Origin of the sequence: Rhodococcus sp. NPDC057135 (assembly GCF_042670865.1) — a bacterium.
Lineage (GTDB): Bacteria > Actinomycetota > Actinomycetes > Mycobacteriales > Mycobacteriaceae > Rhodococcus_F.
The window spans coordinates 146,421-170,165 of sequence record NZ_JBHUUU010000015.1 but is presented as its reverse complement, the minus strand read 5'-3'; the positions used below and the strand labels follow the sequence as shown (position 1 = coordinate 170,165).

General features: G+C 63.7%; 25 protein-coding genes. 16 read left to right on the top strand and 9 right to left on the bottom strand.

What is annotated here, in order from left to right:
* Window positions 1-46: 46 nt before the first annotated feature.
* A complete protein-coding gene (locus ACFT1A_RS25270) occupies window positions 47-121 on the bottom strand; it encodes a 50S ribosomal protein bL37 (protein WP_022597109.1) in 75 nt (24 codons plus the stop codon).
* Window positions 122-257: 136 nt separating this feature from the next.
* Here ACFT1A_RS25270 and ACFT1A_RS25265 point away from each other — a divergent pair, with 136 nt between their 5' ends.
* Both ACFT1A_RS25265 and ACFT1A_RS25260 read left to right on the top strand, forming a co-directional pair.
* Window positions 258-473 (top strand): biotin/lipoyl-binding carrier protein, encoded by a 216-nt coding sequence (locus tag ACFT1A_RS25265; protein WP_007731208.1) that lies wholly within the window; start codon window positions 258-260, stop codon window positions 471-473.
* A gap of 8 nt (window positions 474-481) precedes the next feature.
* Complete coding sequence (locus ACFT1A_RS25260; RefSeq protein ID WP_230812615.1) at window positions 482-1,984, top strand: sensor histidine kinase; 1,503 nt, start codon at window positions 482-484, stop codon at window positions 1,982-1,984.
* A 137-nt stretch (window positions 1,985-2,121) separates the two neighbouring features.
* On the opposite strand, the gene ACFT1A_RS25255 is transcribed toward ACFT1A_RS25260, so the two are convergent.
* Together ACFT1A_RS25255 and ACFT1A_RS25250 are read right to left on the bottom strand one after the other, a co-directional pair.
* Complete coding sequence (locus ACFT1A_RS25255; protein WP_003940950.1) at window positions 2,122-2,376, bottom strand: WhiB family transcriptional regulator; 255 nt, start codon at window positions 2,374-2,376, stop codon at window positions 2,122-2,124.
* Between the two features lie 255 nt (window positions 2,377-2,631).
* Entirely contained in the window at window positions 2,632-3,588 is a 957-nt protein-coding gene (locus ACFT1A_RS25250) for a diacylglycerol kinase family protein (RefSeq protein WP_230812617.1), read from the bottom strand.
* 41 nt (window positions 3,589-3,629) lie between these two features.
* Here ACFT1A_RS25250 and ACFT1A_RS25245 point away from each other — a divergent pair, with 41 nt between their 5' ends.
* Window positions 3,630-4,112 (top strand): hypothetical protein, encoded by a 483-nt coding sequence (locus tag ACFT1A_RS25245; protein WP_378449212.1) that lies wholly within the window; start codon window positions 3,630-3,632, stop codon window positions 4,110-4,112.
* A 20-nt stretch (window positions 4,113-4,132) separates the two neighbouring features.
* On the opposite strand, the gene ACFT1A_RS25240 is transcribed toward ACFT1A_RS25245, so the two are convergent.
* Window positions 4,133-4,612 carry a GNAT family N-acetyltransferase gene (locus ACFT1A_RS25240; protein WP_003940724.1) on the bottom strand — a complete coding sequence of 160 codons (480 nt, stop codon included), beginning with the start codon at window positions 4,610-4,612 and terminating at the stop codon, window positions 4,133-4,135.
* Window positions 4,613-4,622: 10 nt separating this feature from the next.
* On the bottom strand, window positions 4,623-5,246 hold the full coding sequence (locus ACFT1A_RS25235) for an acid phosphatase (RefSeq protein ID WP_230812622.1): 624 nt from the start codon (window positions 5,244-5,246) through the stop codon (window positions 4,623-4,625).
* A 71-nt stretch (window positions 5,247-5,317) separates the two neighbouring features.
* Here ACFT1A_RS25235 and ACFT1A_RS25230 point away from each other — a divergent pair, with 71 nt between their 5' ends.
* On the top strand, window positions 5,318-6,115 hold the full coding sequence (locus ACFT1A_RS25230; RefSeq protein WP_378449211.1) for a ParA family protein: 798 nt from the start codon (window positions 5,318-5,320) through the stop codon (window positions 6,113-6,115).
* Between the two features lie 15 nt (window positions 6,116-6,130).
* Here the strand turns inward: ACFT1A_RS25230 and ACFT1A_RS25225 are convergent, their stop codons facing one another.
* Window positions 6,131-7,333 carry a hypothetical protein gene (locus ACFT1A_RS25225; protein WP_378449210.1) on the bottom strand — a complete coding sequence of 401 codons (1,203 nt, stop codon included), beginning with the start codon at window positions 7,331-7,333 and terminating at the stop codon, window positions 6,131-6,133.
* 9 nt (window positions 7,334-7,342) lie between these two features.
* The gene (locus ACFT1A_RS25220) at window positions 7,343-8,932 is read right to left on the bottom strand and encodes a DEAD/DEAH box helicase (RefSeq protein WP_378449223.1); all 1,590 of its coding nucleotides are present in this window, start codon (window positions 8,930-8,932) and stop codon (window positions 7,343-7,345) included.
* 400 nt (window positions 8,933-9,332) lie between these two features.
* Here ACFT1A_RS25220 and ACFT1A_RS25215 point away from each other — a divergent pair, with 400 nt between their 5' ends.
* Window positions 9,333-10,028 carry a ferritin-like fold-containing protein gene (locus ACFT1A_RS25215; protein ID WP_029255047.1) on the top strand — a complete coding sequence of 232 codons (696 nt, stop codon included), beginning with the start codon at window positions 9,333-9,335 and terminating at the stop codon, window positions 10,026-10,028.
* A gap of 107 nt (window positions 10,029-10,135) precedes the next feature.
* On the top strand, window positions 10,136-10,366 hold the full coding sequence (locus tag ACFT1A_RS25210) for a DUF3107 domain-containing protein (protein WP_230812632.1): 231 nt from the start codon (window positions 10,136-10,138) through the stop codon (window positions 10,364-10,366).
* Between the two features lie 71 nt (window positions 10,367-10,437).
* Here ACFT1A_RS25210 and ACFT1A_RS25205 read toward each other — a convergent pair whose 3' ends face one another.
* Window positions 10,438-11,109 carry a TetR/AcrR family transcriptional regulator gene (locus tag ACFT1A_RS25205; RefSeq protein ID WP_230812633.1) on the bottom strand — a complete coding sequence of 224 codons (672 nt, stop codon included), beginning with the start codon at window positions 11,107-11,109 and terminating at the stop codon, window positions 10,438-10,440.
* Window positions 11,110-11,439: 330 nt separating this feature from the next.
* Here ACFT1A_RS25205 and ACFT1A_RS25200 point away from each other — a divergent pair, with 330 nt between their 5' ends.
* The 3 genes from ACFT1A_RS25200 to ACFT1A_RS25190 are packed head-to-tail and all read left to right on the top strand — an operon-like array spanning window position 11,440 to window position 14,622.
* Window positions 11,440-12,486 (top strand): DUF3152 domain-containing protein, encoded by a 1,047-nt coding sequence (locus ACFT1A_RS25200; RefSeq protein WP_374227984.1) that lies wholly within the window; start codon window positions 11,440-11,442, stop codon window positions 12,484-12,486.
* Between the two features lie 48 nt (window positions 12,487-12,534).
* A complete protein-coding gene (gene moeZ, locus ACFT1A_RS25195) occupies window positions 12,535-13,722 on the top strand; it encodes an adenylyltransferase/sulfurtransferase MoeZ (RefSeq protein WP_378449209.1) in 1,188 nt (395 codons plus the stop codon).
* A gap of 45 nt (window positions 13,723-13,767) precedes the next feature.
* On the top strand, window positions 13,768-14,622 hold the full coding sequence (locus tag ACFT1A_RS25190; protein WP_007731227.1) for a TIGR02569 family protein: 855 nt from the start codon (window positions 13,768-13,770) through the stop codon (window positions 14,620-14,622).
* On the opposite strand, the gene ACFT1A_RS25185 is transcribed toward ACFT1A_RS25190, so the two are convergent.
* On the bottom strand, window positions 14,619-15,299 hold the full coding sequence (locus ACFT1A_RS25185) for a FadR/GntR family transcriptional regulator (RefSeq protein ID WP_378449208.1): 681 nt from the start codon (window positions 15,297-15,299) through the stop codon (window positions 14,619-14,621). The two genes, ACFT1A_RS25190 and ACFT1A_RS25185, sit on opposite strands and share 4 nt — an antisense overlap.
* Before the next feature lie 104 nt (window positions 15,300-15,403).
* Between ACFT1A_RS25185 and ACFT1A_RS25180 the strand changes: the two genes are divergently transcribed.
* The 7 genes from ACFT1A_RS25180 to ACFT1A_RS25150 all read left to right on the top strand — a co-directional run bounded on the left by ACFT1A_RS25180 (window position 15,404) and on the right by ACFT1A_RS25150 (window position 23,723).
* A complete protein-coding gene (locus tag ACFT1A_RS25180; protein ID WP_378449207.1) occupies window positions 15,404-16,666 on the top strand; it encodes a CynX/NimT family MFS transporter in 1,263 nt (420 codons plus the stop codon).
* Between the two features lie 113 nt (window positions 16,667-16,779).
* On the top strand, window positions 16,780-18,180 hold the full coding sequence (locus ACFT1A_RS25175) for a nitrate/nitrite transporter (protein WP_317553415.1): 1,401 nt from the start codon (window positions 16,780-16,782) through the stop codon (window positions 18,178-18,180).
* A gap of 52 nt (window positions 18,181-18,232) precedes the next feature.
* Entirely contained in the window at window positions 18,233-20,734 is a 2,502-nt protein-coding gene (gene nirB, locus ACFT1A_RS25170; RefSeq protein WP_378449206.1) for a nitrite reductase large subunit NirB, read from the top strand.
* A gap of 90 nt (window positions 20,735-20,824) precedes the next feature.
* On the top strand, window positions 20,825-21,238 hold the full coding sequence (gene nirD, locus ACFT1A_RS25165) for a nitrite reductase small subunit NirD (protein WP_378449205.1): 414 nt from the start codon (window positions 20,825-20,827) through the stop codon (window positions 21,236-21,238).
* The gene (locus ACFT1A_RS25160; RefSeq protein ID WP_378449204.1) at window positions 21,235-22,395 is read left to right on the top strand and encodes a uroporphyrinogen-III synthase; all 1,161 of its coding nucleotides are present in this window, start codon (window positions 21,235-21,237) and stop codon (window positions 22,393-22,395) included. Before nirD ends, ACFT1A_RS25160 begins: the two co-directional genes overlap by 4 nt.
* Window positions 22,382-23,131, top strand: coding sequence for a sirohydrochlorin chelatase (locus tag ACFT1A_RS25155; RefSeq protein ID WP_378449222.1), 750 nt, complete (start codon window positions 22,382-22,384; stop codon window positions 23,129-23,131). Before ACFT1A_RS25160 ends, ACFT1A_RS25155 begins: the two co-directional genes overlap by 14 nt.
* Window positions 23,076-23,723: a maleylpyruvate isomerase family mycothiol-dependent enzyme gene (locus tag ACFT1A_RS25150; protein ID WP_378449203.1), complete on the top strand. Its 648-nt coding sequence runs from the start codon at window positions 23,076-23,078 to the stop codon at window positions 23,721-23,723. Before ACFT1A_RS25155 ends, ACFT1A_RS25150 begins: the two co-directional genes overlap by 56 nt.
* Window positions 23,724-23,745: the final 22 nt, after the last annotated feature.

Genomic DNA, 23,745 nt, shown 5'->3' with positions numbered 1-23,745 from the left:
GGAAGCAATGCTTCCCCGCCCCTCGGACGTTTTGCTGCGCTACATGTCAGGCGTTTGGACGCTTGCCATGGTTAGCGGCGTTGCCCTTACGGCTGCGCTTCTTACGACCACGCTTACCCATGATTGGTCTCCCTTCTGTTTCTTTCGCGTCATTGTTTCACGCCGATGCCGGTGTGGTTCCATTGGCAGGTCGATCGAGTAATCCGTCGACGTATTTTCGTGGTCAGAGTGCAGTTCCGACAGAAGTGAGGTTCACGATGGCAGAAGACGTGCGCGCCGAGATGGTTTCGACGGTCTACCAGGTCGTCGTGAGCGAGGGAGACGTCGTCGCGGACGGCGACACCCTGGTCATCCTCGAATCGATGAAGATGGAAATTCCCGTCCTGGCCGAGGTTCCGGGAACGGTGACGACGGTGGGCGTCAAGGTCGGCGACGTGATTCAGCAAGGCGATCTGATCGCCGTGATCTCCTAAGTAAGCCGATGTCCACTCTCAGTGACCTCCTCGCCGAACACACCGATCTGCCGGGTGCGGCGGTCGACCATCTCCAGCGCGTCGTGGGGGAGTGGCAACTGCTCGCCGACCTCTCTTTTGCAGACGTTCTCCTGTGGGTGGGCACCGAATCGGAGAAGAACCGATCCGAAGGGACGGTCATCTGCGTAGCGCACTGCCGGCCGACCACGGCATCGACGGCTTTCCCGGAGGACGCGGTCGGAACGGTCGTTTCCGAGTCCGAGCATCCGCAGGTGCTTCGCGCTCTTGTCGAGGGGCGCGTCGTGCGTGGGGAAGACGAGACGTGGCGTAAAGGAATGCCGCCGCGTAAGGAAGCGGTTCCGGTGCGTCTGGACGGGCGAGTCATCGCGGTTCTGAGCCGCGACACCAACCTGTCGCACCAGCGAGCGCAGAGTCCGCTCGAGCTCGCGTATCTCGATTGCGCCGAAGACCTGTGTCAGATGATCAGCGACGGAACCTTCCCGATCCGAGAATCGCGCTCCGACACGAACTCGAGCCCACGTGCCGGCGACGGTTTCATCCGTCTCGACACCGAAGGCACCGTCGTCTACGCGAGCCCGAACGCTCTCTCGGCGTATCACCGGATGGGTCTGAGTTCGGATCTGGTGGGACAAGATCTCGCGGCGTTGACCCGTTCGTTGGTCACCGACCCGTTCGAGTCTCAGGAAGCTGCGGGTTACATCCGAGATACGTTGGCGGACAAGCCTGGCCGTCGGATGGAGATCGAGGCGCGTGGGGCGACCGTTCTGCTGCGCGCTCTGGTACTCAAGCCGGGTGGTCGGCATGTCGGTGCTGCGGTCGTGGTTCGCGACGTCACCGAGGTCAAGCGTCGTGATCGCGCGCTCCTGAGCAAGGACGCGACCATCCGCGAGATTCATCATCGAGTGAAGAACAACCTGCAAACCGTCGCGGCGCTTCTACGTCTACAGGCCAGGCGAACCGGCAACGACGAAGCGCGACAAGCATTGACGGAATCGGTGCGACGCGTGACGTCCATCGCCCTCGTCCACGACACCCTGTCGATGTCGGTGGACGAAGAGGTGGATCTCGACGAGGTGATCGACCGGTTGGTTCCCATGCTCTCCGATGTCGCGGGAGTGGGTGTGCCGGTGACGATTCGGCGCGAGGGAAGTTTCGGAGTGTTCTCCGCCGAGCGCGCCACCCCGCTGGTCATGGTGCTGACGGAGTTGGTGCAGAACGCGATCGAGCACGCTTTCGATCCGGGACTCACCGGCACGGTCACACTCAGCGCCGAGCGTTCTGCGCGCTGGTTGGACGTGATCATCCACGACAACGGGCGCGGCCTGCCGGAGAACTTCGACCTCGAGAAGTCCGATCGCCTCGGACTCCAGATCGTGCGGACTCTGCTGGGTGCCGAACTCGGCGGCTCGCTCGGACTGCACCCGGGAAGTGGCGGCGGCACCGACGCGGTTCTGCGTGTGCCGCTCGGTAGACGTACTGCGCGTTACTGATTCGAGCAGCGCCAGTAATTCGAGCAGCGCTGTTAATTCGAGCAGACAAAAAGCCCGGCACCATGTGGTGCCGGGCTGTCGTCTTCGACTGTGTGGAGGGGCTGTACTCCGCCGCGAGTCGAACGTCTCGGTTCTACCTAGACGGAAGTGCGTGCACGGGTACGTGCGTTACGACGCTTGAGTGCGCGACGCTCGTCTTCGCTCATTCCGCCCCAGACGCCTGCATCCTGACCGGACTCGAGGGCCCAGGACAGGCACTCGGCGGTGACGGGGCAGCGGTTGCAGACAACCTTGGCATCAGCGATCTGAGCGAGGGCCGGTCCACTGTTTCCCACGGGGAAGAACAGTTCGGGATCCTCGTCGCGACAGATTGCGTTGTGGCGCCAGTCCATCTTTTTTCGCTCCTTAATTGGGTGTGTATTCACACCATTTGGTACCAATGAGTTTGTGTGTGCGTCATCAACGTTTCCGCACTGTTACTTGTGAATGCTTTCACGAACTCGCGGTATGTCAATAGGTTTGAACGGGTTCGTGGGCCAACTCACTAATTTGTGACACACCTGACGGCCACCTGGTCGTCACCGGCATTTTACCCGATTTTAGCTATTCGGCACCAGAGTTTTTGCAGGTCAAACGTGTTGCCTGACTCACGTCGTAATCGGCGCGAACACTTCCAGTGCATCCGGGACCGAGGTGAATTCGACCTTTTCGCGAAGTCCGATGTAGTCGCCGTCCATCTGGAGTCCGATCGGTCGCGACGATTCGATGGTGATTGTCGGGACGTCGTCGGTGCGTAGGAGGACCTTCGATTTCGGCTCTGCGCCGCGTGCGAGGAGCTGCCGCACAACCCGCAGGGACGGTAGGACTTTGGTGCTCGTCATGGCGAAGATTCCGAGTCCGCTGTCGAAGGTGGTTCCCGGATTGGTGTGCACGGGACGCTCTTCCAGATATGTCCACGGGCTCGAGTTCGACACGAACGCGTAGTGGACTCCGGAGACGGGATCCTGATCGGGAAGGTGGACTGTCAGGGCTGGTTCGGCCCGCTTCGCGCGGAAGAACGCTGCGATCGCAGTTCGGACATATCGGGCGGGAGTGGCAGCGTCACCATTCTTGCGGCTGGCGTCGACGGCTTCGCACACGTCGGCGTCGAGGCCCATTCCGGCATTGAACGTGAACCAACGGTTGTCGCAATGTGCGAGCCCGATTCGGCGTCTCGTCCGCTCCGAGAGTAGGTCGACGAGTTGGTTTGTGGCGTCGATCGGGTCGGCGGCAATACCGAGTGAACGCGCGAAAACGTTTGCCGAGCCCCCTGGAACGACCGCGATCGTCGGGATCGGACCGACCGGAACCGATTTCATCGACGCGGGATGCGGTGCCCCGAGCAGTCCGTTGACCACTTCGTTGACCGTTCCGTCGCCGCCGTGGACGATCACCGAGCCGAAGCCGTCTTCGTGCGCTTCGCGCGCCAGTTCGGCAGCGTGTCCACGATGTGTGGTGTGCGCCACAGTAAGTCGCACCCGGCTCTCGAGGGCGTGTGCCAACAGGTCACGACCGGCGGCGGTGGTGGAGGTGGCATTGGGATTGACGATCAGCAGTGCGCGCACGGGGCATGAGCCTATCCGGTGTCGTGTTCTAGGCTGGCCTCGTGCCGAATACCGCCAGTCCGAACGCCCTGCCCAAGACAGTCAGATGGGCAGGTGCCCTCGTGACGCTGCAAGGGCTGGTTGCCGCCGGGTTCGCGATCGTCGCGGTGATTCGCGGCGCAACCGGGCACGATCAGAGCGTCACCAACGGGTACGGCTTCGCCGCCTGGGTCGCGATTCTCGGCGGCGCGGTGTTGGCTGCCGGTATCGCTCTGCTGAACGGTCGCCGATGGGGCCGGGCAATCGCCGTCGTCGCCCAGTTGCTGCTCCTACCGGTCGCCTGGTCGCTGCTGACCGATTCGCATCAGGTGCTGCTCGGCGTCGTTCTGGGTGTCGTCGTTCTCGGCGCCCTCGGCTGCCTGTTCTCGGCGCCGACGTCTCGGTGGATGGCAGCGGAGTACGGCGCGTACGCAGACGAGGTATCGCCGGAAGAGGGAAATCCCGGCGCTGACGAGCCCGAAGAGCCGCAGGACAAAAAAGGCTGACCGCCGACTCTGCTTCAGACCTACTCGGCTTCGGCGGCGAGAGCTCCGAGGTGGGTGCCGGTCAGGCGATACGTGGTCCACTCGGTTTTCGCGTCGGCGCCGAGTGACTCGTAGAACTTGATCGAGGGGGTGTTCCAGTTGAGCACCGACCAGGACAGCCGCGTGTAGTCGTTGTCGGTGCACTCCTTGGCAAGTGCGGCCAGAAGAGCCTTCCCGTGCCCTGATCCGCGCTGGCTGGGCTTGACGTACAGATCTTCGAGGTAGATGCCGTGGGCGCCGTCCCAGGTCGAGAAATTGCGAAACCACAGCGCCATGCCGACGACGTCGTCGGCTGAATTCACAGCTACGTGTGCGAAGGCCGTCGCGGCCGGCCCGAACAGAGCCTCGCCGATCTGTTCCGCCTTCACGGTGCACTCGTCGAGGGCCTTCTGGTAGTCCGCCAACTCGTAGATCATGTCGGTGATCGGCTGGACGTCTGCGGGCGTGGCGCGTCGAATCATGGAGAGAATCTTAAGCCTCGACCAGCGGCGGCACATTGTGATGAACGAGGTGGGTGGCGCCGTGCTCGTAGCCGAGAACCGTGTATGCACCCGGGAACAACGCGAAACGCTTTCCTTCCGTCACCGGGAGCTCGAGCCAGCGGGCGATGAGTGCGCGCGAGAAGTGTCCGTGCCCGATCAAGATCACGTCCCGCTCGGGTAGTTGTGAACGCACCATCGACAGCACCATGTCGGTGCGGGCATGGATCTGATCCGACTGCTCGCCGCCGGGGCACGGGTGTGTCCAGACGGTCCAGTCGGGCACTGTTGCGCGGATCTCGGGCGTCGTGAGGCCCTCGTAGTCGCCGTAGTCCCATTCGGAGAGCGCATCCCAGGTTCGCTCCTCCGGAAGGCCGGCGAGATCACCGGTCAACTGAGCGCGCAAGCGAGGACTCGTGAGAATCATGGGATTGCGGAGGTCGAGTGTCCGCAGGCGGTTTCCGGTCGCGGTGGCCTGCATCTCGCCGAGCGGAGTCAGCGGAACCTCGGTCCGTCCCGTGTGTTTCCCGGTGCGCGCCCACTCGGTTTCACCGTGGCGCATGAGTACGACGCGAGCGTTGAGGGGGATAGCCGAGGGGGCGGACTGGGAAGCCATGTGGACCATCATTGCAGGCTGCCTCGCGTGTGTAGCTCGCCTCCTGGCGCGAAGTGCGCAAGGATCTACGTGTGACGACGGTTCTCGCAGTGGCGAATCAAAAGGGCGGCGTGGCTAAAACCACCACGGTCGCCTCCCTCGGTGCGGCTTTGTCCGCGCTCGGACAGCGAGTCCTGGTGGTGGATCTCGACCCGCAGGGCTGCCTGACGTTCTCGCTCGGACACAATCCGGATCGCCTCGAGCGTTCGGTCAACGAGGTCCTGGCGGGTGATCTCGACGCGGTTGACGCCGTGCTGCAGACGGAAGACGGCATGGACCTCCTGCCGGCGACCATCGATCTCGCGGGCGCCGAAGCGCTGCTCCTGATGCGACCCGGTCGCGAGTTCGCGCTCAAGCGGGCGCTGTCTCCGCTCCTGGGTAGTTACGACGTCATCATCATCGACTGCCCGCCGTCGTTGGGAGTGCTCACACTCAACGGATTGACTGCGGCGCAGTCGGTTCTGGTCCCGCTGCAATGCGAGACCCTCGCGCACCGCGGCGTCGGACAGCTGCTGCGCACGGTTCGTGAAGTCCAGGCCATCACCAACCCGGATCTTGTTCTGCTCGGGGCACTCCCGACTCTGTACGACGCTCGGACCACTCACAGTCGCGACGTGCTCGCCGACGTCAGCGACCGCTACTCCCTGGCCGTTCTGGCGCCGCCGATCCCACGCACCGTCAAGTTCGCGGAGGCCTCTGCTTCGGGCGCGACGGTCCTCGCGGGACGAAAGAACAAGGGCGCGGACGCCTATCGTGATCTCGCCGACAATCTTTTGAAGCATTGGGCTGGAAACGAAGTCGTGACTTTCGCGCCCGAACTGACGCTCTGAGCGCAGCGAGAAATTCTAGCGCAGCGCGAACACGGTGTCGCCGCGCTGTTCCAGAATCGTCTCGCCCGCACTGGCGAGCACGATCGGTGTCGTCGTCTCACCTCGGTCGACGGCGAGCATGCGCTGAACCGTTCCGTCCGAAGGGCTGACGGCTGCAATGCCGCCCGGAACGGGGATGAGCATCTGACCGGCGACCATGCTTCCGGGCCCGGACGTTCCGTTGACGATCCACGTCGGAGCGAGATCGTTCAGGCGCAGGTTGACGGTCTGCGAGCCGGTCCACCACGTGATCGAAGCCTTGTCGGCGTGGGTGCGGGCGCCTTCGGTCACCGTTCCCTCGATCGGATAGTCGACGATCGGATTGCCGGATCCGTCGAAAATACTTATGCGAGAAACGGTTCCGTTGGCTGCTGGGAGATAGACCGCCGTCTTCTCGCCGGCCACGGCAAGCAGGCGGGCGCCCTCCGAGTCGAGGAGAATCGCGGATCCGTACTCTTCGGGTTCCTGGGCGTCCTTGGGTGCGGGATTCATCACCGTCAACCTGTTGGAGGCTTCACCGGGGCAGCGTTCGAGTACCGAGACTCGGTTGGCGCTCGACGCAGCATCGAGCAGCGTGCATCCGGTGCGGGGTTGCTTGTTGGGGTTGACCTTCGCGTCGACCCGGCCGTACTCGAGGGTTCGGACGAGGTCCGAGCGCCACAGTTCCATTCGCTCACTGCCGCGCGAAATCAGGTAGGTGCCGTCCGCTGAAAGGCTGACCGCGGAATCGGCGTCGCTGTTGCGTTGGTCCTTGCGGGCACCGGTGTCTGCGACCAGCGACGTGACCTGCGAGCAACCACGATTGTCTTGGTAGACGCCGACGACGCGATCCCACGAACCGATCGCGCCGCACAGAGCGATGTTGCGCGCGTACCGCCACACTTCTTCGCCAGTAGCCGGATCGCGGCCGATCACTTCGGAACCGTCGGCGGTGACGACGGCATTTCCGACGGTGATGGGCGCCGTCGAGGCGGCGCTGGGGGATTCCCACGTCTGCTTCAGGATGTCGGGCAACAACACCGACGTCGACAGAGGTGGGAGTGACGTGTCAGCGGTGACCGAGGTGGTTCCGTGCGCATCACTGCGCAACCACACCACGGTCACCGCTACGACTACGGCCAGCGCGAGAGCCAGCGCACCGATCAGATCTGAGCGAGTACGCCTTTCAGGAGCCAGCACATCGGCAGCTTACTCTGCGGCGCCTGCCGTCGCGGTAGCCGCGGGGCGACGACGCCGACGTCGACGCGGCTTGGCTGCTCCGTCGTCGTCCGTGTTCTCGGCACCGGTTGCGGCGGGTGCCGAAGGGGGAGCGGTGGTCGCGGTGGCGGTGGTGCCGGTCGCGGCGTCGGCCGAAGCGCCGGCGCGGGTGCGGCGACGGGTCCGGTTGCGGCGGGGAGCGGCCTTCTCTTCGGTGCCGTCCGAGTCGGTCGTCTTCGGCGCGTCTGCCTTGTCCGTTGCGGCCTTCTCGGGCGCAGCCTTCGCCTTGCGGACAGTGCCCTTGGCATCGGCCGGAATCGACAGCTCTTCGTAGAGGTGCGGCGAGCTCGAGTACGTCTCGACCGGGTCGGGGATTCCGAGGCTCAGGGCCTTGTCGATGAGCTGCCAGCGAGGGATGTCGTCCCAGTCGACCAGTGTGACCGCGATGCCGGTGCGGCCTGCACGGCCGGTACGACCGATGCGGTGGACGTAGGTCTTCTCGTCCTCGGGGCACTGGTAGTTGATGACGTGGGTGACGTCGTCGATGTCGATACCGCGGGCAGCGACGTCGGTGGCGACCAGAACGTCGACCTTTCCGTTGCGGAAGCCCTTCAGCGCCTTTTCACGGGCGATCTGTCCGAGGTCACCGTGGACGGCACCGACGGAGAAGCCGCGCTCGGCAAGATCGTCGGCAACCTTCTGGGCGGTGCGCTTGGTGCGGGTGAAGATCATCGTCGCGCCGCGGCCTTCGGCCTGCAGGACGCGCGCGACCATCTCGGCCTTGTCGAGCGCGTGTGCACGGTAGATGTGCTGGCTCGTGCGGTCGTGCACTGCGGAGGATTCGGCCTCTTCGGCGCGGATGTGCGTCGGCTGCGTCAGGAAGGTGCGCGCCAGGGTGATGATCGGGCCGGGCATCGTCGCGGAGAAGAGCATCGTCTGACGCTTGTCAGGGACCATGCCCATGAGGCGTTCGATGTCGGGCAGGAAGCCGAGGTCGAGCATTTCGTCGGCCTCGTCGAGGACGAGGACGCCGACCTTGCCCAGAATCAGATGCGACTGGTTGGCGAGGTCGAGCAGGCGGCCCGGGGTGCCGACGACGACGTCGACGCCCTTCTGGAGTGCCGAGATCTGCGCCTCGTACGGCCGGCCGCCGTAGATCGGCAGAACCTGAAGACCACGATCGCCGACGCGGAGGTACTTGCTGGCGTTCTCGAGGTCACGGGCGACCTGGATGCACAGTTCGCGGGTGGGAACGATGATCAGGGCGCGGGGAGTGCCGTCGAGGACAGCCGTGCCGTTCTCGGCGGTGACGATGCGATGCAGAAGCGGGACGCCGAAACCGAAGGTCTTGCCCATTCCGGTTCGTGCCTGACCGATGAGGTCGTCACCGGCGAGAGCCAACGGAAGGGTGAGTTCCTGGATGGCGAAGGTGCGCTCGATACCGATCTCGTTCAGTGCGCGGACGATTTCGTCGCGGACACCGAGCTCGGCAAAGGTCGGGGGTACGTGGGTGTCGTCGAGCTGGACGGAAACGGTGTTCTCGGTTGCTTCGTCTTCGTGGTCGACAGTGATCTTGCTCAGGGGACTAGCCTTTCCTCGTGGCGGTACGCACGCACAAGGTAAGGGGCCAGGCCGTAAGTCGGCCGATGTCGATGCCCTCTTTTTCTTCGGTCATGCCTACGCCTCAGCACTGAATTCCCCTCGGACGAATTCGAACCGTCCGGAGATCTCGGCGAAGCGGGCAACAACCGTCGATGCAGGTGCGCGCACATTATCGGTGGGGTCCGCGTGAGCACAGTCGTGTCGGCTGATCTAAAGCAGCCGTCCCGGCTAACCATAAGAGCCGGGGGAACTGGCGAACTCCCAAGACCATTGTAGCTGCACGTTGTCCGCCCCTCGCGATGACATGTCGAAGATCACCGAATCGGACATGCGGTCCTTGGCGGTCGCGTCGGCCGTCGAAGCACTACAGTTCGTAGTCATGGGCGCACACGATCTTGATGCTTCGACGGACGCTGGAACCGGAGGCCGGGTCGCTTCCGATCACCCTGGCGTGATCGATTTGTTTGCCGTTCTCGCGTATGGCGAGATTTCGGCGTTCTACCGTTTGGCGGAAGACGCACAAATGGCACCGGACCTGCGCGGCAAGGTGGCGTTCGCCAGCATGGCCGCCGCCGAGATGGACCACTTCGAGACTCTCGAAACAGCGTTGACGGAACGTGGCCACGAGATCTTTGCCGTCATGGACCCGTTCGTTCGCGCTCTCGACAATTATCACGCGTCGACCACGCCGTCGACGTGGCTGGAATCGCTCGTGAAGGCGTATGTCGGAGACGGAATCGCTGCCGATTTCTACCGCGAGATCGGGCATTCACTCCCGGCGGATGTGGCCGAGATCGTGGAGGACGTGCTCTCTCAAACGGGCCACTCGGAGTTCGTGGTGCTCGAGGTGAAGGCTGCAGTAGAGGCCAGTACCCGCGCCAAGGACCGGTTGATGTTGTGGGGACGCCGACTCCTTGGTGAGGCGATCACACAGGCGCAGTTCGTGTTGGCGCAGCGTGAGGACCTCACGGATCTGGTGATCTCGGCCTCCGGCGATCTCAACGGAGTTGTTGCGTTGTTCGACGGTATGCAGGCCAAGCATGCCGAGCGGATGGCGATTCTCGGTCTCGTCTAGGTGCCTGTTCGCTCTGGGCACAGCGTGCAGAGGAGCGTGGGCGGTCGCTGCTGCATTAGCCTTGCGTCGACAACGGATGTAATTCACGAACAGTTCGGAGGTTGACCGTGGAGGTCAAGATCGGTGTAATCGACAGCCCGCGTGAGCTCATCGTCAACAGCGAACAGACCCCTGACGAGGTCGAGACACAGGTCGCGGCTGTCCTCGGTGGCCGTGAGCCGGTTCTGGCACTCGTCGACGACAAGGGCCGCAAGTTCCTGGTGCAGGCTGCTCGTGTGGCGTACGTGGAGATCGGCCCGTCCGATATCCGCAAGGTCGGGTTCGCGCCTACCGTCTGACGCGTAGCTGTAACAGCAGAATGGGCGGGCAGTCGTTACGACTACCCGCCCATTCTCGTTCTGGGGTTCGGTTACTTGGTTTCGGCCTGCAGCGGCACGTGGGAGAGGCCGCCCCATGCCAGTGCCACCGTGATCTCGACGGCTTCTTCCTTGGGAATGGGTCGGGCAGCTTCGAGCCAGTACCGCGCGGTGAACTGGCTGGCACCGACAAGCCCGACGGCAAGGATGCGTGCGCGATACGGATCGAGTCCGGAATCCTGGCTGACCAGGTCGAACACGGCGTCGACGCAGGCTTCGGTGGCTTGTTCGACGCGCGTCTGCACCTGGGGCTCGCCCATGATGTCGGACTCGAACACCAGGCGGAAACCCTGCGAGTCGTTGTCGACGAAGTCGAAGAACGCCTGGACTGCGGCGCGGACACGCTGTTTGTTGTCCGTCGTCGATCGCAGAGCTTGGCGCACTCCCGAGATGAGACTGTCGACGTAGCTCTGGAGAACCGCTACGTACAGCTCGAGCTTGCCTGGGAAATGTTGGTACAAGACTGGTTTGCTGACACCGGCGCATTCGGCGATCTCGTCCATACCGGCCGAGTGGTACCCGTTCGCGACGAAGACCTCGCTTGCAGCTGCGAGGAGCTGGAGGCGGCGCGCATCGCGGGGGAGGCGGGTGCTGCGACGTGTTCCGGCAGGCTTGCCGGCCGTTGTACCGCGATCGGAGTCTGTCCGATCCGCGAGTTCTGTCATGTCGCTTCCAATCTGAGCAAAAGTAAAAGTCGGTCGGCGCGCGGATCCGCGAGTCGCGTGTGCGTACCCGCCAGTATCCTCCGTCACACCGGTCGTAGCCGAATGAACGATACCGTGTGTCGCCCGGGCGAGTCGCGTGTGCCTCGGTGAGCGAGACCGGCGGTCTTTCTCGTTACACGAGGGGTCGTCATGACACGCCAGGACCAGCAGGTTTCGGTCAGCCTGGGCGAGCGACTTGCCGTGTGTGAGATTCTGGACGACGTGACTGACCCAGGGGGACCGCGCATGCGTGGACGAACTACGCAGAACCCTGATCGTGAGGAACTTCGAATGCGTAGCGGAACTGGAGCACCCCGCGACGAACGTCGGCCGGAGGTGCCGGACGATCGTGCCTACGGTGAACGCGACTATCGAGGCATTTCCTCCCATCAGCCTTTGCGTGCCCAATGGGATCCGACCAAACGAGAAGTGGGCCGAACGCCGCGCAATCCGCGGCCGGACCGGGCAGCGCGAAAGCAGAGCAAGCTCGGGCGCTTCGTCTCGACGTACGGCTGGCGGGCCTACGCGATCCCGGTCCTCGTGGTGCTCACCATCCTCGTGATCGTCGATGCAGTGCGTCCGGACACCACCGAGTCCGCGAGTAAGACGTCGGCCACCGCCGACCTCGCGCACAGCACCGACGGAACCGACGTCATCGGCGCACCACCGGCCGGAGACGGAACTTTTGCGTCGTCGATACCGTCCGGTGCACTTCCCGACGGTGGTCCGTTCACCGTCGCCGGCGGTGGTACGTGGCATGTCGTACCGGGTACGACGGGCAAGGTCGGACAGGGAACCGAACGCGAGTTCACGTACACGGTCGAGATCGAGGACGGCGTCGACACCACCGGCTTCGGCGGTGACGAATCGTACGGACGCATGGTCGATCAGACACTGGCCAATCCCAAGAGTTGGACCAACGATCCCAAGGTCGCGTTCCGGCGCGTCGACGCGGGTGAGCCGGACTTCCGGATCTCCCTGACCTCACAGATGACTATCCGCGAAGGCTGCGGCTACGAGATCGAACTCGAAGGATCCTGCTACAACCCGAGCATGGACCGAGTCCTGCTCAACGAACCGCGGTGGGTTCGAGGCGCCATTTCGTTCCAGGGTGACATCGGTTCGTATCGCCAGTATCAAATCAATCACGAGGTCGGCCATGCCATCGGTTACGCCGCTCATCAGCCGTGCGAGACCGAGGGCGGACTCGCGCCGATCATGATGCAGCAGACCTTCGGAACCGCGAACAACGACATCGCTAGGCTGGATCCCGAGGGCGTCGTTCCGATGAACGGACTCACGTGCCGCTTCAATCCGTGGCCGTACCCCCGAGCGTGACCGGATCAAGAACCCCCTGATCTCGTCTTGAACTAGGAGTGTTTCGCGGTGTCTGCAACACCCGTCGTATTGCCACCACTGGTGGAGCCGGCAGCCGAGTTGAGCCGGGAGGAAGTTGCCCGGTACAGCAGGCACCTCATCATTCCGAACGTCGGCATGACCGGTCAGAAGCGGCTCAAGAATGCACGGGTCCTCTTCATCGGCGCCGGTGGATTGGGTTCGCCTGCACTGCTCTATCTCGCCGCTGCAGGAGTGGGCACGATCGGAATCGTCGAGTTCGACGAAGTCGACATGTCGAACCTGCAGCGTCAGGTGATTCACGGACGTTCCGACGTCGGACGCCCGAAGGCGCTCAGCGCGAAAGAGTCCATTCTCGAGATCAACGAACACGTCGACGTCCGGTTGCACGAGTTCCGCCTGGACAACTCCAACGCGGTCGAGTTGTTCTCCGAGTACGACCTGATCCTCGACGGCACGGACAACTTCGCGACGCGGTACCTCGTCAACGATGCCGCCGTGATCGCCGGAAAGCCGTACGTGTGGGGCTCGATCTACCGTTTCGAAGGGCAGGTCTCGGTCTTCTGGGAAGACGCCCCGGACGGTGCGGGACTGAACTATCGCGACCTCTACCCCGAGGCGCCGCCGCCGGGCATGGTCCCCTCGTGTGCCGAGGGTGGCGTTCTCGGAGTCCTGCCGGCGACCATCGGTTCGATCATGGCGACCGAGGCGGTCAAGCTCATCACCGGAATCGGTGAACCTCTTCTCGGACGCCTGATGATCTACGACGCACTTGCGATGACGTTCCGGACGATCCGCCTTCAGCGTGATCCGACCAGAGTTCCGGTCACCGCCTTGATCGACTACGACGCGTTCTGTGGTGTCGTGTCCGAAGAGGCGAGCGCTGCCGCTGCCGGCTCGACGATCACGGCGCCGGAACTGAAGGCCATGATCGGCGAGGGTCGATCGATCGAATTGGTCGACGTACGAGAACCGGTCGAATGGGACATCATGCATCTGCCGGGGGCGGTGCTGATCCCGAAGGACCGCATCCTGTCCGGTGAAGCCCTGGCAGCCTTGCCGCAGAACAAGCAGATAGTCCTGTACTGCAAGACCGGAATTCGTTCGGCCGAGGCACTGGCCTTTCTCAAGAACGCGGGCTTCGCCGACGCAGTTCACGTTCACGGCGGCGCGATCGCCTGGGCGAACCAAGTGGATGCGAGTCTGCCGGTCTACTAGGCGCGCCTCGCGGGAGGCAGCGGTGCGCACCGGTAGCGTTGTGGTGTGAGCACAGGCCAACCTCCCCAGCACGTGTGCTCCACCTTTGGCCTACGTGAAGTCGACCCCATCCCACTCGGTGCGGATTGGGACGGCGGTTGGCTGTGTGGAGACGTCGTCCTTTCAGCAGTCGCGGATCATGCCCGCGCAGCGTGGTCGGCGAAGGTGCGAGAGAACCTCGAAGTCGACGGTGTTCGACTGGCTCGGCCGGTGCGTTCGACCGACGGTCGGTACGTCGTCTCGGGCTGGCGCGCCGACACATTCATCGTCGGATCGCCGGAACCGCGTCACGACGAAGTGGTCTCGATGTCCTGCCGACTGCATGCGGCGACGGCCTCGCTCGAGCGCCCGCGCTTCCTTGCACAACCGCCGGTGCCGCCGTGGGCCGAGGTCGACGTATTCGTCGCGGCTGATCGCGCGGCGTGGGAGACGGTCCCGCTGAGGATCGCGAAGGGCGTCGAGCAGCTCGAGACGCCTACGCCGGACGGCCGCAAGAGTTTGGAACTGATTGCCGGGCTCGCAACTTTGCGTAAGCCGGTGCAGAGTCCCGACCAGCTCGTGCACGGCGATTTGTTCGGGACCGTGCTGTTCTCGGGCAGTATGGCGCCCGGAATCACCGACATCACGCCGTATTGGCGTCCGGCAGCGTGGGCGGCCGCCGTCGCGGTGGTCGACGCGATCTCGTGGGGCGGTGCCGACGAGGCGTTGGTCGGCCGTTGGGAAGACCTACCTGAGTGGCCGCAGATGCTTCTACGTGCGGTGATGTTCCGCTTGGCCGTTCATGTTCTTCATCCTCGCTCGACGGCGGACGCGTTTCCGGGACTGGCCCGCACGTCCGACATCGTGCGCTTGCTGCTCTAGAGGGCCGCACCTGCACCGAAGTCCGAGACCAGGCCCTCGAACAATTCGCGTGCGGCGTTCGAGGCGGCCACCGTGTCCCCGTCGACGACAGCCTCGACGAGCTTCGCGTGCTGCGAGTGAAATCCCTCACCGGTCGCATCGATGTGCTGTTGAATCGTGGTTTCGATGACCGGGAGCAGGGAGTCGTAGAACTCCAGGTAGACCTCGTTGTGGCTGGCCGCGACTATCGCCCGGTGCAGGGCGACGTCCGCAGTGGTGGCGGCGTCGATGTCCTGGCCTTCCCACGACGCGGTGCGGAGCGCGAGTAAGCGCGTCAGTTCGGCGATGTCGTCTTCGGTTCGGCGTGCGGCGGCGAGAGTGGCCGCGGTGATGTCGAGCGCGCGCCTGAGTTCGAGCACATCCCGCTGGTGGGCGCCGGCAAAGTAGTTGCCGAGAGTGCCGCCGAGGTCGGAGAGGGCAACGACGTAGGTGCCCGATCCCTGGCGACGTTCCAGCATTCCGGCGTGAACGAGCGCCTGGACCGCCTCGCGCACCGTGTTGCGTCCGGTGCCGGTCAGCTCCGACAGTTCCGGTTCGGTGGGGATTTTGGAGCCGATCGGCCAGGTTCCGCTCCGGATTTCGTTGCGGAGTTGTTCGGTGACCTGCGAGATGAGGCTTGCGCGTCGAACGGGTTGCACGTGGTGTTTCCTCGGGTCCGGGTTGTGACTCTGGGTCGTGGTGTGAATGTGACGTTAGAGTACCGCGCTTGTGCGAGTTCGTCCGGTCATCCTATGATTTGCCGGTGACTGCTCAACTGGAGAGAACCGAAACCCACTCGTTGGTACAAGGCCGTGTGCTCGTCTTCGCCGCTATTGCGATGTCTGCGCTCGTACTTCGACTTGCGGTGACCTCCTTCTCGCCGTTGGCGGCAGAGATTCGCGAAGAGATCGGCTTCTCCGCCTCGATCGTCGGCGTCTTCGGCATGGTTCCGACCGCTATGTTCGCGATCTTCGGTCTCATCACCCCGGCCATCGCGAAACGGATCGGGCTCGAACGCACCGCCCTCGTCGCGATGCTGATGGCGGGCGTCGGAATGCTGTTGCGCGCCATGATGTCTCAGACGTGGTCGTTGCTGGCTCTGTCGGCTCTGGCGCTGGCCGGCATGGGAATCGGCAATGTCGTGATCCCGCCGTTGGTCAAGCGGTACTTCTCCGATCGCCTCGCCACCATGAGTTCGGTCTACATCGTGGCCGTGCAGATCGGCACCATCGTTCCGGCGTTCGTCGCCGTTCCGGTTGCCGACGCCTTCGGGTGGAGGTTCTCGATCGGCTGGTGGTCGGCCTTCGGCTTCGCCGCCGCAGTGCCGTGGTTGATCACCCTCGCTCGCTCACGCAAGGCTCGTGCGAACGAAGCCGGGTCCGTCGAGAATGCATCGGATTCTGTTGCGGCAGTGACGGAACAGCCGCGCGGTCAGATCTGGCGTTCGCCCGTGGCCTGGGGGATGGCCGGCATGTTCGGCATGACTTCGCTGATCACCTATTCGATGTTCACGTGGATTCCCTCGATCCTTCGTGATGCCGGCGCCAGCGACGCATTCGGCGGAACCATGGTCGGCATGTTCTCGGTGATCGGGCTCGTCGCAGCTTTCGGGGCACCGACGCTGTGCGCCCGCATGGCCAATCCGTTCCCCGTCGTGATCGCGTGTGCCGTCTGCTACCTCGTCGGAATGGGCGGACTCTACTTCGCCCCGATGGCGGCACCGATCGTGTGGGTTGTCGTCCTGGGCCTCGGCCCGAGTACGTTCCCGATGTCACTCACACTGATCAATCTGCGCACACGTTCGCACATCGGCTCCTCCGCCCTGTCCGGTTTCACCCAGGGCATCGGCTACTCCGTTGCCTGCCTCGGTCCGCTCCTGTTCGGCGTTTTCCATGACGTGTCCGGTGGATACGCTGCGCCGTTCGGCTTGCTCGTCGTCGCGGTGATCGTGGTGCTCCTGGGCGCCTACCAGGCATGTAAGCCTCGGATGCTCGAGGATTCCTGGCACGCACCCGCGAAAAACTAGCTCACACCCGGCCTTGTTACCGGGTGAGGATCAATTGACTTCGCGGTCATCGCGCGCAGCACCGGCGCAATAACAGTTTTCTACCTTTGGGTCTCCAACATATTCAGGAGGCCCTGGTGAGTCATTACATCGAGCATTGGGATGCAGAGGACGTCGACGCCTGGGAATCCGGCGGCAAGGACATCGCGAAGCGAAACCTGATCTGGTCAGTGGTGGCCGAACACGTCGGCTTCTCGATCTGGTCGATCTGGTCCGTGATGGTGTTGTTCATGCCGACGGACATCTACGGCATCGACGCGGCCGGCAAGTTCTTCCTCGTCGCAGTGCCCACACTCGTCGGGTCGGTCCTCCGAATTCCGTACACGGTTGCCACCGCACGGTTCGGCGGTCGCAACTGGACGGTCATGAGTGCGCTGTTCCTCTTCGTACCAACACTTCTCACCCTCTACCTGATGATGAATCCGGGCGCGTCGTACACCACGTTCATGTTGGTGGCGGCCACAGCCGGCATCGGTGGCGGCAACTTCGCGTCGTCGATGACCAACATCAATGCCTTCTACCCGCAGCGCCTCAAGGGGTGGGCGCTCGGGCTCAACGCAGGCGGCGGCAACATCGGTGTGCCGATGATCCAGCTGATCGGCCTGCTGGTGATCGCCACCGTGGGTAACCGAGCTCCGTGGATCGTGTGCGCTGTCTATCTCGTGTTCATCGCGGCCGCTGCCGTCGGCGCTGCACTGTTCATGGACAACCTGGGCAACCAGAAGTCGGACCTGCGCTCGATGGCCAAGGCGCTGAAGTTCTCCGAGTCCTGGGTGATCAGCTTCTTGTACATCGGTACGTTCGGTTCCTTCATCGGATTCAGCTTCGCCTTCGGTCAGGTTCTGCAGATCAACTTCCTCGCCGGCGGTGCCACTCCGGCAGCGGCGGCACTGCATGCGGCACAGATCGCCTTCATCGGACCGCTCCTCGGTTCGATCGCTCGCCCCCTCGGCGGAAAACTGGCCGACCGCATCGGTGGCGGCAAGATCACGATGTGGACGTTTGTGGCCATGGCGTTCGCGGCATCGATCCTCGTGACGGCCGGAACGATGGACGACAACACCGCGGGCGTCGCGAGTGCCGGGATCATGGTGACGTTCGTTCTCGGGTTCATCGCCCTGTTCCTGCTCTCTGGCATCGGAAACGGATCCGTCTACAAGATGATCCCGGCAATCTTCGAAGCGAAGGCTCAGAGCTTCGACCACATGGATCGCAGCGAGAAGGCAACGTGGTCGCGCAGCATTTCCGGCGCGCTCATCGGATTCGCCGGTGCGGTAGGCGGTTTGGGTGGTGTCGGCATCAACCTGGTCCTGCGCGCGTCGTACAGCAGCCCCGCGAAGTCGGCGACCATGGCCTTCTGGGTCTTCCTTGCCTTCTACATCGCCTGCATCGCGGTCACCTGGTTCGTCTTCCTGCGCAAGCCGTCGACGCTGACCACGGACGTCGACGACACGAAGGTCGCCGTCACGGCATGACGACCGCTCCGCAGAATCTCAGAACTCTCTCGTACCTCAGGAAGTAGGCGTCATGAGCAAGTCGGTTGTTGTCATCGGACACGGAATGGTCGGACACCGATTCGTCGAGGCACTGCGTTCGCGCGACGAAGCGAACAACTGGTCGGTGACCGTGCTCTGCGACGAGCAGTACGCAGCGTACGACCGAGTCGGGCTGTCCTCGTACGTCGGAGCGTGGGACCCCAAGGAATTGGCACTGGCCGGAAACGACTACGTCGGCGACAGCCTGGTCGATCTCCGGGTCGGGGAGGGCGCGCTCTCGATCGACAAGGACGCCCGCACGGTCACGACAACCACCGGCAACACGATCTCCTACGACGCTCTGGTGATGGCGACCGGCTCGTATCCGTTCGTACCTCCCGTACCGGGGCACGACGGTGACGGATGTTTTGTCTACCGCACTCTCGACGACCTCGACGGTATCCGGGCTGCCGCCGACAAGGCGGGCCCTGGCGCTGTCGGCGTCGTGGTGGGTGGCGGTCTTCTCGGACTCGAGGCGGCAAATGCGCTCTCGCTCATGGGAATGACGGCACACGTTGTCGAACACAATGCGCGACTGATGCCGATGCAGGTCGACGAGGGCGGCGGCGCGCTGCTCGCCCGGCTCGTCACCGAGCTGGGGCTCACCGTCCACACCGGTGTCGGCACAGCAGGAATCTCTCAGGCCGACAACGGAATTGTGGTCGAGCTGTCCGACGGTTCCACCATCGACGCGTCGTTGCTCGTCTTCTCGGCGGGAGTTCGGCCGCGCGATCAGCTGGCCCGCGACGCCGGCATCGCGGTGGGTGAGCGCGGCGGTATCCTGACCGACCTCGGCTGCGTGACGTCGGATGAGAACGTCTACGCAGTCGGCGAATGTGCTGCGGTGGAGGGTCGTTGCTACGGACTGGTTGCTCCCGGTTACACGACGGCCGAGATCGTTGCCGACCGCCTGCTCGGTGGTGCCGCGGATTTCCCGGGCGCCGACATGTCCACGAAACTCAAGCTCATGGGTGTCGACGTCGCCAGCTTCGGTGACGCGATGGCGACCTCGCCGGGCGCTCTCGAAGTTGTCCTCAGTGACGCATCCAAGGGGACGTACGCGAAGCTCGTCGTCTCCGACGACGCGAAGATCCTGCTCGGCGGCATTCTTGTCGGTGACGCGTCAGCCTATGCGTCGCTGCGCCCGCTGGTCGGTCGCGAATTGCCCGGTGACCCGGCGGCATTGATCTCGCCTGCGGGGGAGAAGCCGGGTGCAGGATCGCTGCCCGACGACGCCGAGGTGTGCTCGTGCAACGCGGTGACCAAGGGTGCCATCTGCGGCGCTATCGCAGCCGGTGCGTGCGACATCGCTTCGGTGAAAGCGTGCACCAGCGCCGGAACCACCTGTGGTGGTTGTCTTCCCACGGTCAAGCAGCTGCTGGCCGATTCCGGCGTCGTGATGTCGAAGGCGTTGTGTGAGCACTTCGCGCAGTCACGCGCTGAGCTGTTCCAGATCGTGCAGTCGACGCAGACCCGAACCTTCTCGGCTCTGATCGCCAAGTACGGGAAGGGAGCCGGCTGCGATATCTGCAAGCCGGTTGTCGCCTCGATTCTGGCGTCGACGGATTCCGATCACATTCTGCACCGGCAACAGGCGTCGCTACAGGACACGAACGATCACTTCCTGGCGAACATCCAGAAGAACGGTACGTACTCTGTCGTCCCGCGGATGCCCGGCGGAGAGGTCACGGGCGAGCAGCTCATCGTCATCGGCGAGGTGGCGCGCGACTTCGGCCTGTACACGAAGGTGACCGGCGGTCAGCGCATCGACTTGTTCGGCGCCCGCGTCGAACAGTTGCCGGCGATCTGGAAGCGTCTCGTCGACGCTGGGATGGAATCGGGCCAGGCATACGGCAAATCTCTTCGTACCGTCAAGAGTTGTGTCGGTTCGAGTTGGTGCCGCTACGGCGTCCAGGACTCGGTGGGCATGGCCGTCGATCTCGAGAACCGCTACCGCGGCCTGCGTTCGCCGCACAAGATCAAGTTCGGCGTCTCGGGTTGCGCCCGTGAATGTGCCGAAGCGCGTGGCAAGGACGTCGGCGTCATCGCGACGGAGAACGGTTGGAATCTGTATGTAGGCGGTAACGGCGGACAGTCGCCCAAACACGCTCAGTTGCTTGCCGGAGGCCTCGACGACGCGACCTTGGTCAAGTACATCGACCGCTACCTCATGTTCTACATCCGCACCGCCGATCGCCTTCAGCGCACCGCGCCGTGGGTCGAATCACTCGAAGGCGGGCTCGACCACCTCAAGGCCGTGATTTGTGAAGACAGCCTGGGAATCGGCGAAGAACTCGAGGCTCTGATGGCCAAGCACGTCGAGGGCTACCAGGACGAATGGGCTGGTGTGCTGGGTGATCCGGAGAAGTTGTCGAGGTTCGTCTCGTTTGTCAACGCACCGGAAGAAGCCGACCCGACGGTTGTGTTCGACGAGACCGGAGTGCGCAAGGTTCCAGTCCTGATGGGTATGCCGAGCATCCCTACGCGCCGGTAATAGTCGCGTAACCCGTGGGAAACACGGGGTCCGTAGAAACGTAGACAAGAACCCGCGCGACGTTGTCGCCGGATCGACAGGAGGACTTCGATGAGTGTCATCGATGCGCAGATCGCCAAGCTGGATTCGGATCGACTCGAATGGACGTCGGCCTGCCCGCTGAGCCATCTGATCCCTGGACGCGGGGTCGCCGTGCTTCTGCGCGGCGGCGAGCAGGTGGCACTGTTCCTACTCGAGGACGGCACGCTGAGAGCCGTCAGCAACTTCGATCCGTACGGACGCGCTGCGGTGATGTCGCGCGGACTCGTCGGCGACCGTGACGGTGAACCGATCGTGGTCTCGCCGCTGCTCAAGCAGGTGTTCTCGCTGGTCGACGGCCGAGCACTGGACGACTCCTCGGTCGCGCTGCCGGTATACGGGGTCCGCGTCTGGGCCGGTGTGGTTCAGGTACACAGCCTACAAATGCAGGGCGTTAGCTCGACTGTCCCCGATGCAGTCTCGTGAGTGACGACATGCCGTTGGCTGGATTCACGGTAGGTATCACCGCTTCGCGCCGCGCCGAGGAATTCGCGACGTTGCTGACTCGTCGGGGAGCCGATGTCGTTCACGCTCCGGCAATTCGAATCATCCCGCTGGCCGACGACCGTGAGCTCGAAAGGGTGACGCAGCAGATCATCTCGGATCCTCCGGAGGTGGTTGTCGCGACTACCGGGATCGGATTCCGGGGGTGGCTGGAAGCCGCCGACGGGTGGGGTGAGGCCGAAAATCTCGGATCCGCGTTGGGCTCGGCTCGACTGCTTGCGCGCGGGCCCAAAGCCAAAGGCGCAATCCGCGCAGCCGACCTGCGTGAAGAATGGTCGCCGGCGTCTGAGTCGTCCGCCGAAGTGCTCGAACATCTTCTTGCAGAAGGTGTTTCGGGCAAGAGAATCGCCGTACAACTGCACGGTGCAACCACTGAATGGGAACCGATTCCGGATTTCTGTCAGGTGTTGCGCGAGGCGGGTGCGGAGGTCATCGCGGTGCCGGTCTACCGATGGGAACCGCCGGAGGATCCGACGCTGCTCGACCGGATGATCGACGCCATCGCTTCAGCCGGAATCGATGCCGTCAGCTTCACCAGTGCACCGGCCGTAGCCTCGATGTTGATGCGGGCCGACCAAACCGGGGATCTCGGCGACATGCTCGACGCGATGCGGGGCCCGGTAGCGGCAATGTGCGTCGGCCCGGTGACGTCGGCGCCGCTCGACGCGTTGAACGTGCCGACCACGGCTCCGGCGCGAGCGCGTCTCGGGGCGCTCGCGCGTCATATCGTCGACGAACTCCCGCAGCGAGCCAACAAGATTCAAGCCGGTGAACATGAAATCAGTATCCGTGGAGGATGCGTCGTCGTCGACGGTGAAGTGAAGCAGTTGCCGCCGGCGGCAATGTCGTTGATCCGCACGCTCGGGGCCAGTCCCGGCCGAGTCGTCTCCCGCGACGAGCTCCTCGCTTCACTTCCCGGTGGCGGCGGCGACACCCACGCCGTCGAGACCGCCGTCGCCCGATTGCGCGCGTGCCTCGGCGCACCGAAAGCCGTTCAGACCGTGGTCAAACGAGGCTACCGACTTGCCCTCGACCCCGGCGACTACGTACAGAATTCAGGTGACTATGCAACGCGATGACGACGTACTCGTACTGGTAGCTCACGGCACGCGTAGTGCACGCGGCGTGGAAATGGTTGCCGCACTTGCCGAAGCCGTCGGCAAGCGCGTCGGGCGTACTCGCGTTGCCTTCGTCGATGTGCTCGGTCCGTCTCCTTCGGAAGTTCTCCGGGACACTCCGGGCCGAGCGATTCTCGTTCCCGCTTTCCTGGCGTCGGGCTATCACGTCCACACCGACGTTCGACGCGAAGTAGCGATCAGTGAGCACGCGGCCGTGACCGTGACGCCCGCTCTCGGACCCGATCCGGCCCTGGCGCGGGTACTGCTTGGACGATTGGCCGAGGCGGGGTGGAACCCGGGTGAGGCGATAGTGCTTGCTGCTGCCGGGTCCTCCGATGCCCGCGCCCTACGAGACGTCGAGCGTGCTGCGCTGATGCTCGCCGAAGTGGCGGGAAATCGCGTGGATATCGGGTACATCGCGACCGGAGAGCCGAAGGTAGCCGATGTTGTTGCAGCAGCACGCGTTCGCGGCGCGAAGCGAGTTTTTGTCGCCTCGTACCTCCTCGCGCACGGACTTTTTCACGAAAGGTTGCACGCTGCGGGAGCCGACGGTGTCACCGAACCGCTCGGTGTCGACCAAGGGGTGGTGGACCTTGTCGTGAATCGGTATGAGAGTGCGCGAGGGGAACTAGTATCGCTGCATGACGTCTCACTCCGTAACACCGACGTATGCCGACCTGGTCGCAGCGGTTCGTGAATCCGACGTCAAGGCACAGGCTCTCATCGGTGAACTGACCGAAGAGCAGGCACGTGAGCCGTCGGGGCTACCCGGCTGGAGTCGGGGGCACGTCGTCACCCACCTCTCGCGCAACGCCGACGCGCTGGGCAGATTTGTTGCCGGAGTGCACAGCGGTCAGTCGGGCGAGATGTACCCCGGGGGACCGGACGCGCGCAACGCTGCAATCGACGAAGGTGCCGATCGCCCGGCCGAGTTGTTGGCACTCGACTATCGCTTCTCGGGGACGAGACTGGTCGACGCTTTGGCTGACCTCCCGACAGATCGACTGGACACGCCGGTTCCGTGGCGCAAACCTGTTACTGCTTTCGATCTACCGATCCTGCGCTGGAACGAGATCGAGATTCATTTGCTCGACCTCGACATCGGTTACACCTGCCACGATTGGCCGGCCGCGTTCGTGGAATTCACGCTCGCCAGTCAGTTGGGCGCACTCGAGACGGCTGTTCCGGGTGTTCGAGTGCCGTCACTGTCCGACGCGGAGACCTTGGCGTGGTTGGTCGGGAGGCCGACGAGAGTCGGGCTGCCTACCCTGCCTGCCTGGCCTTTCTGAGATACAGCCTTTCTGCGATACA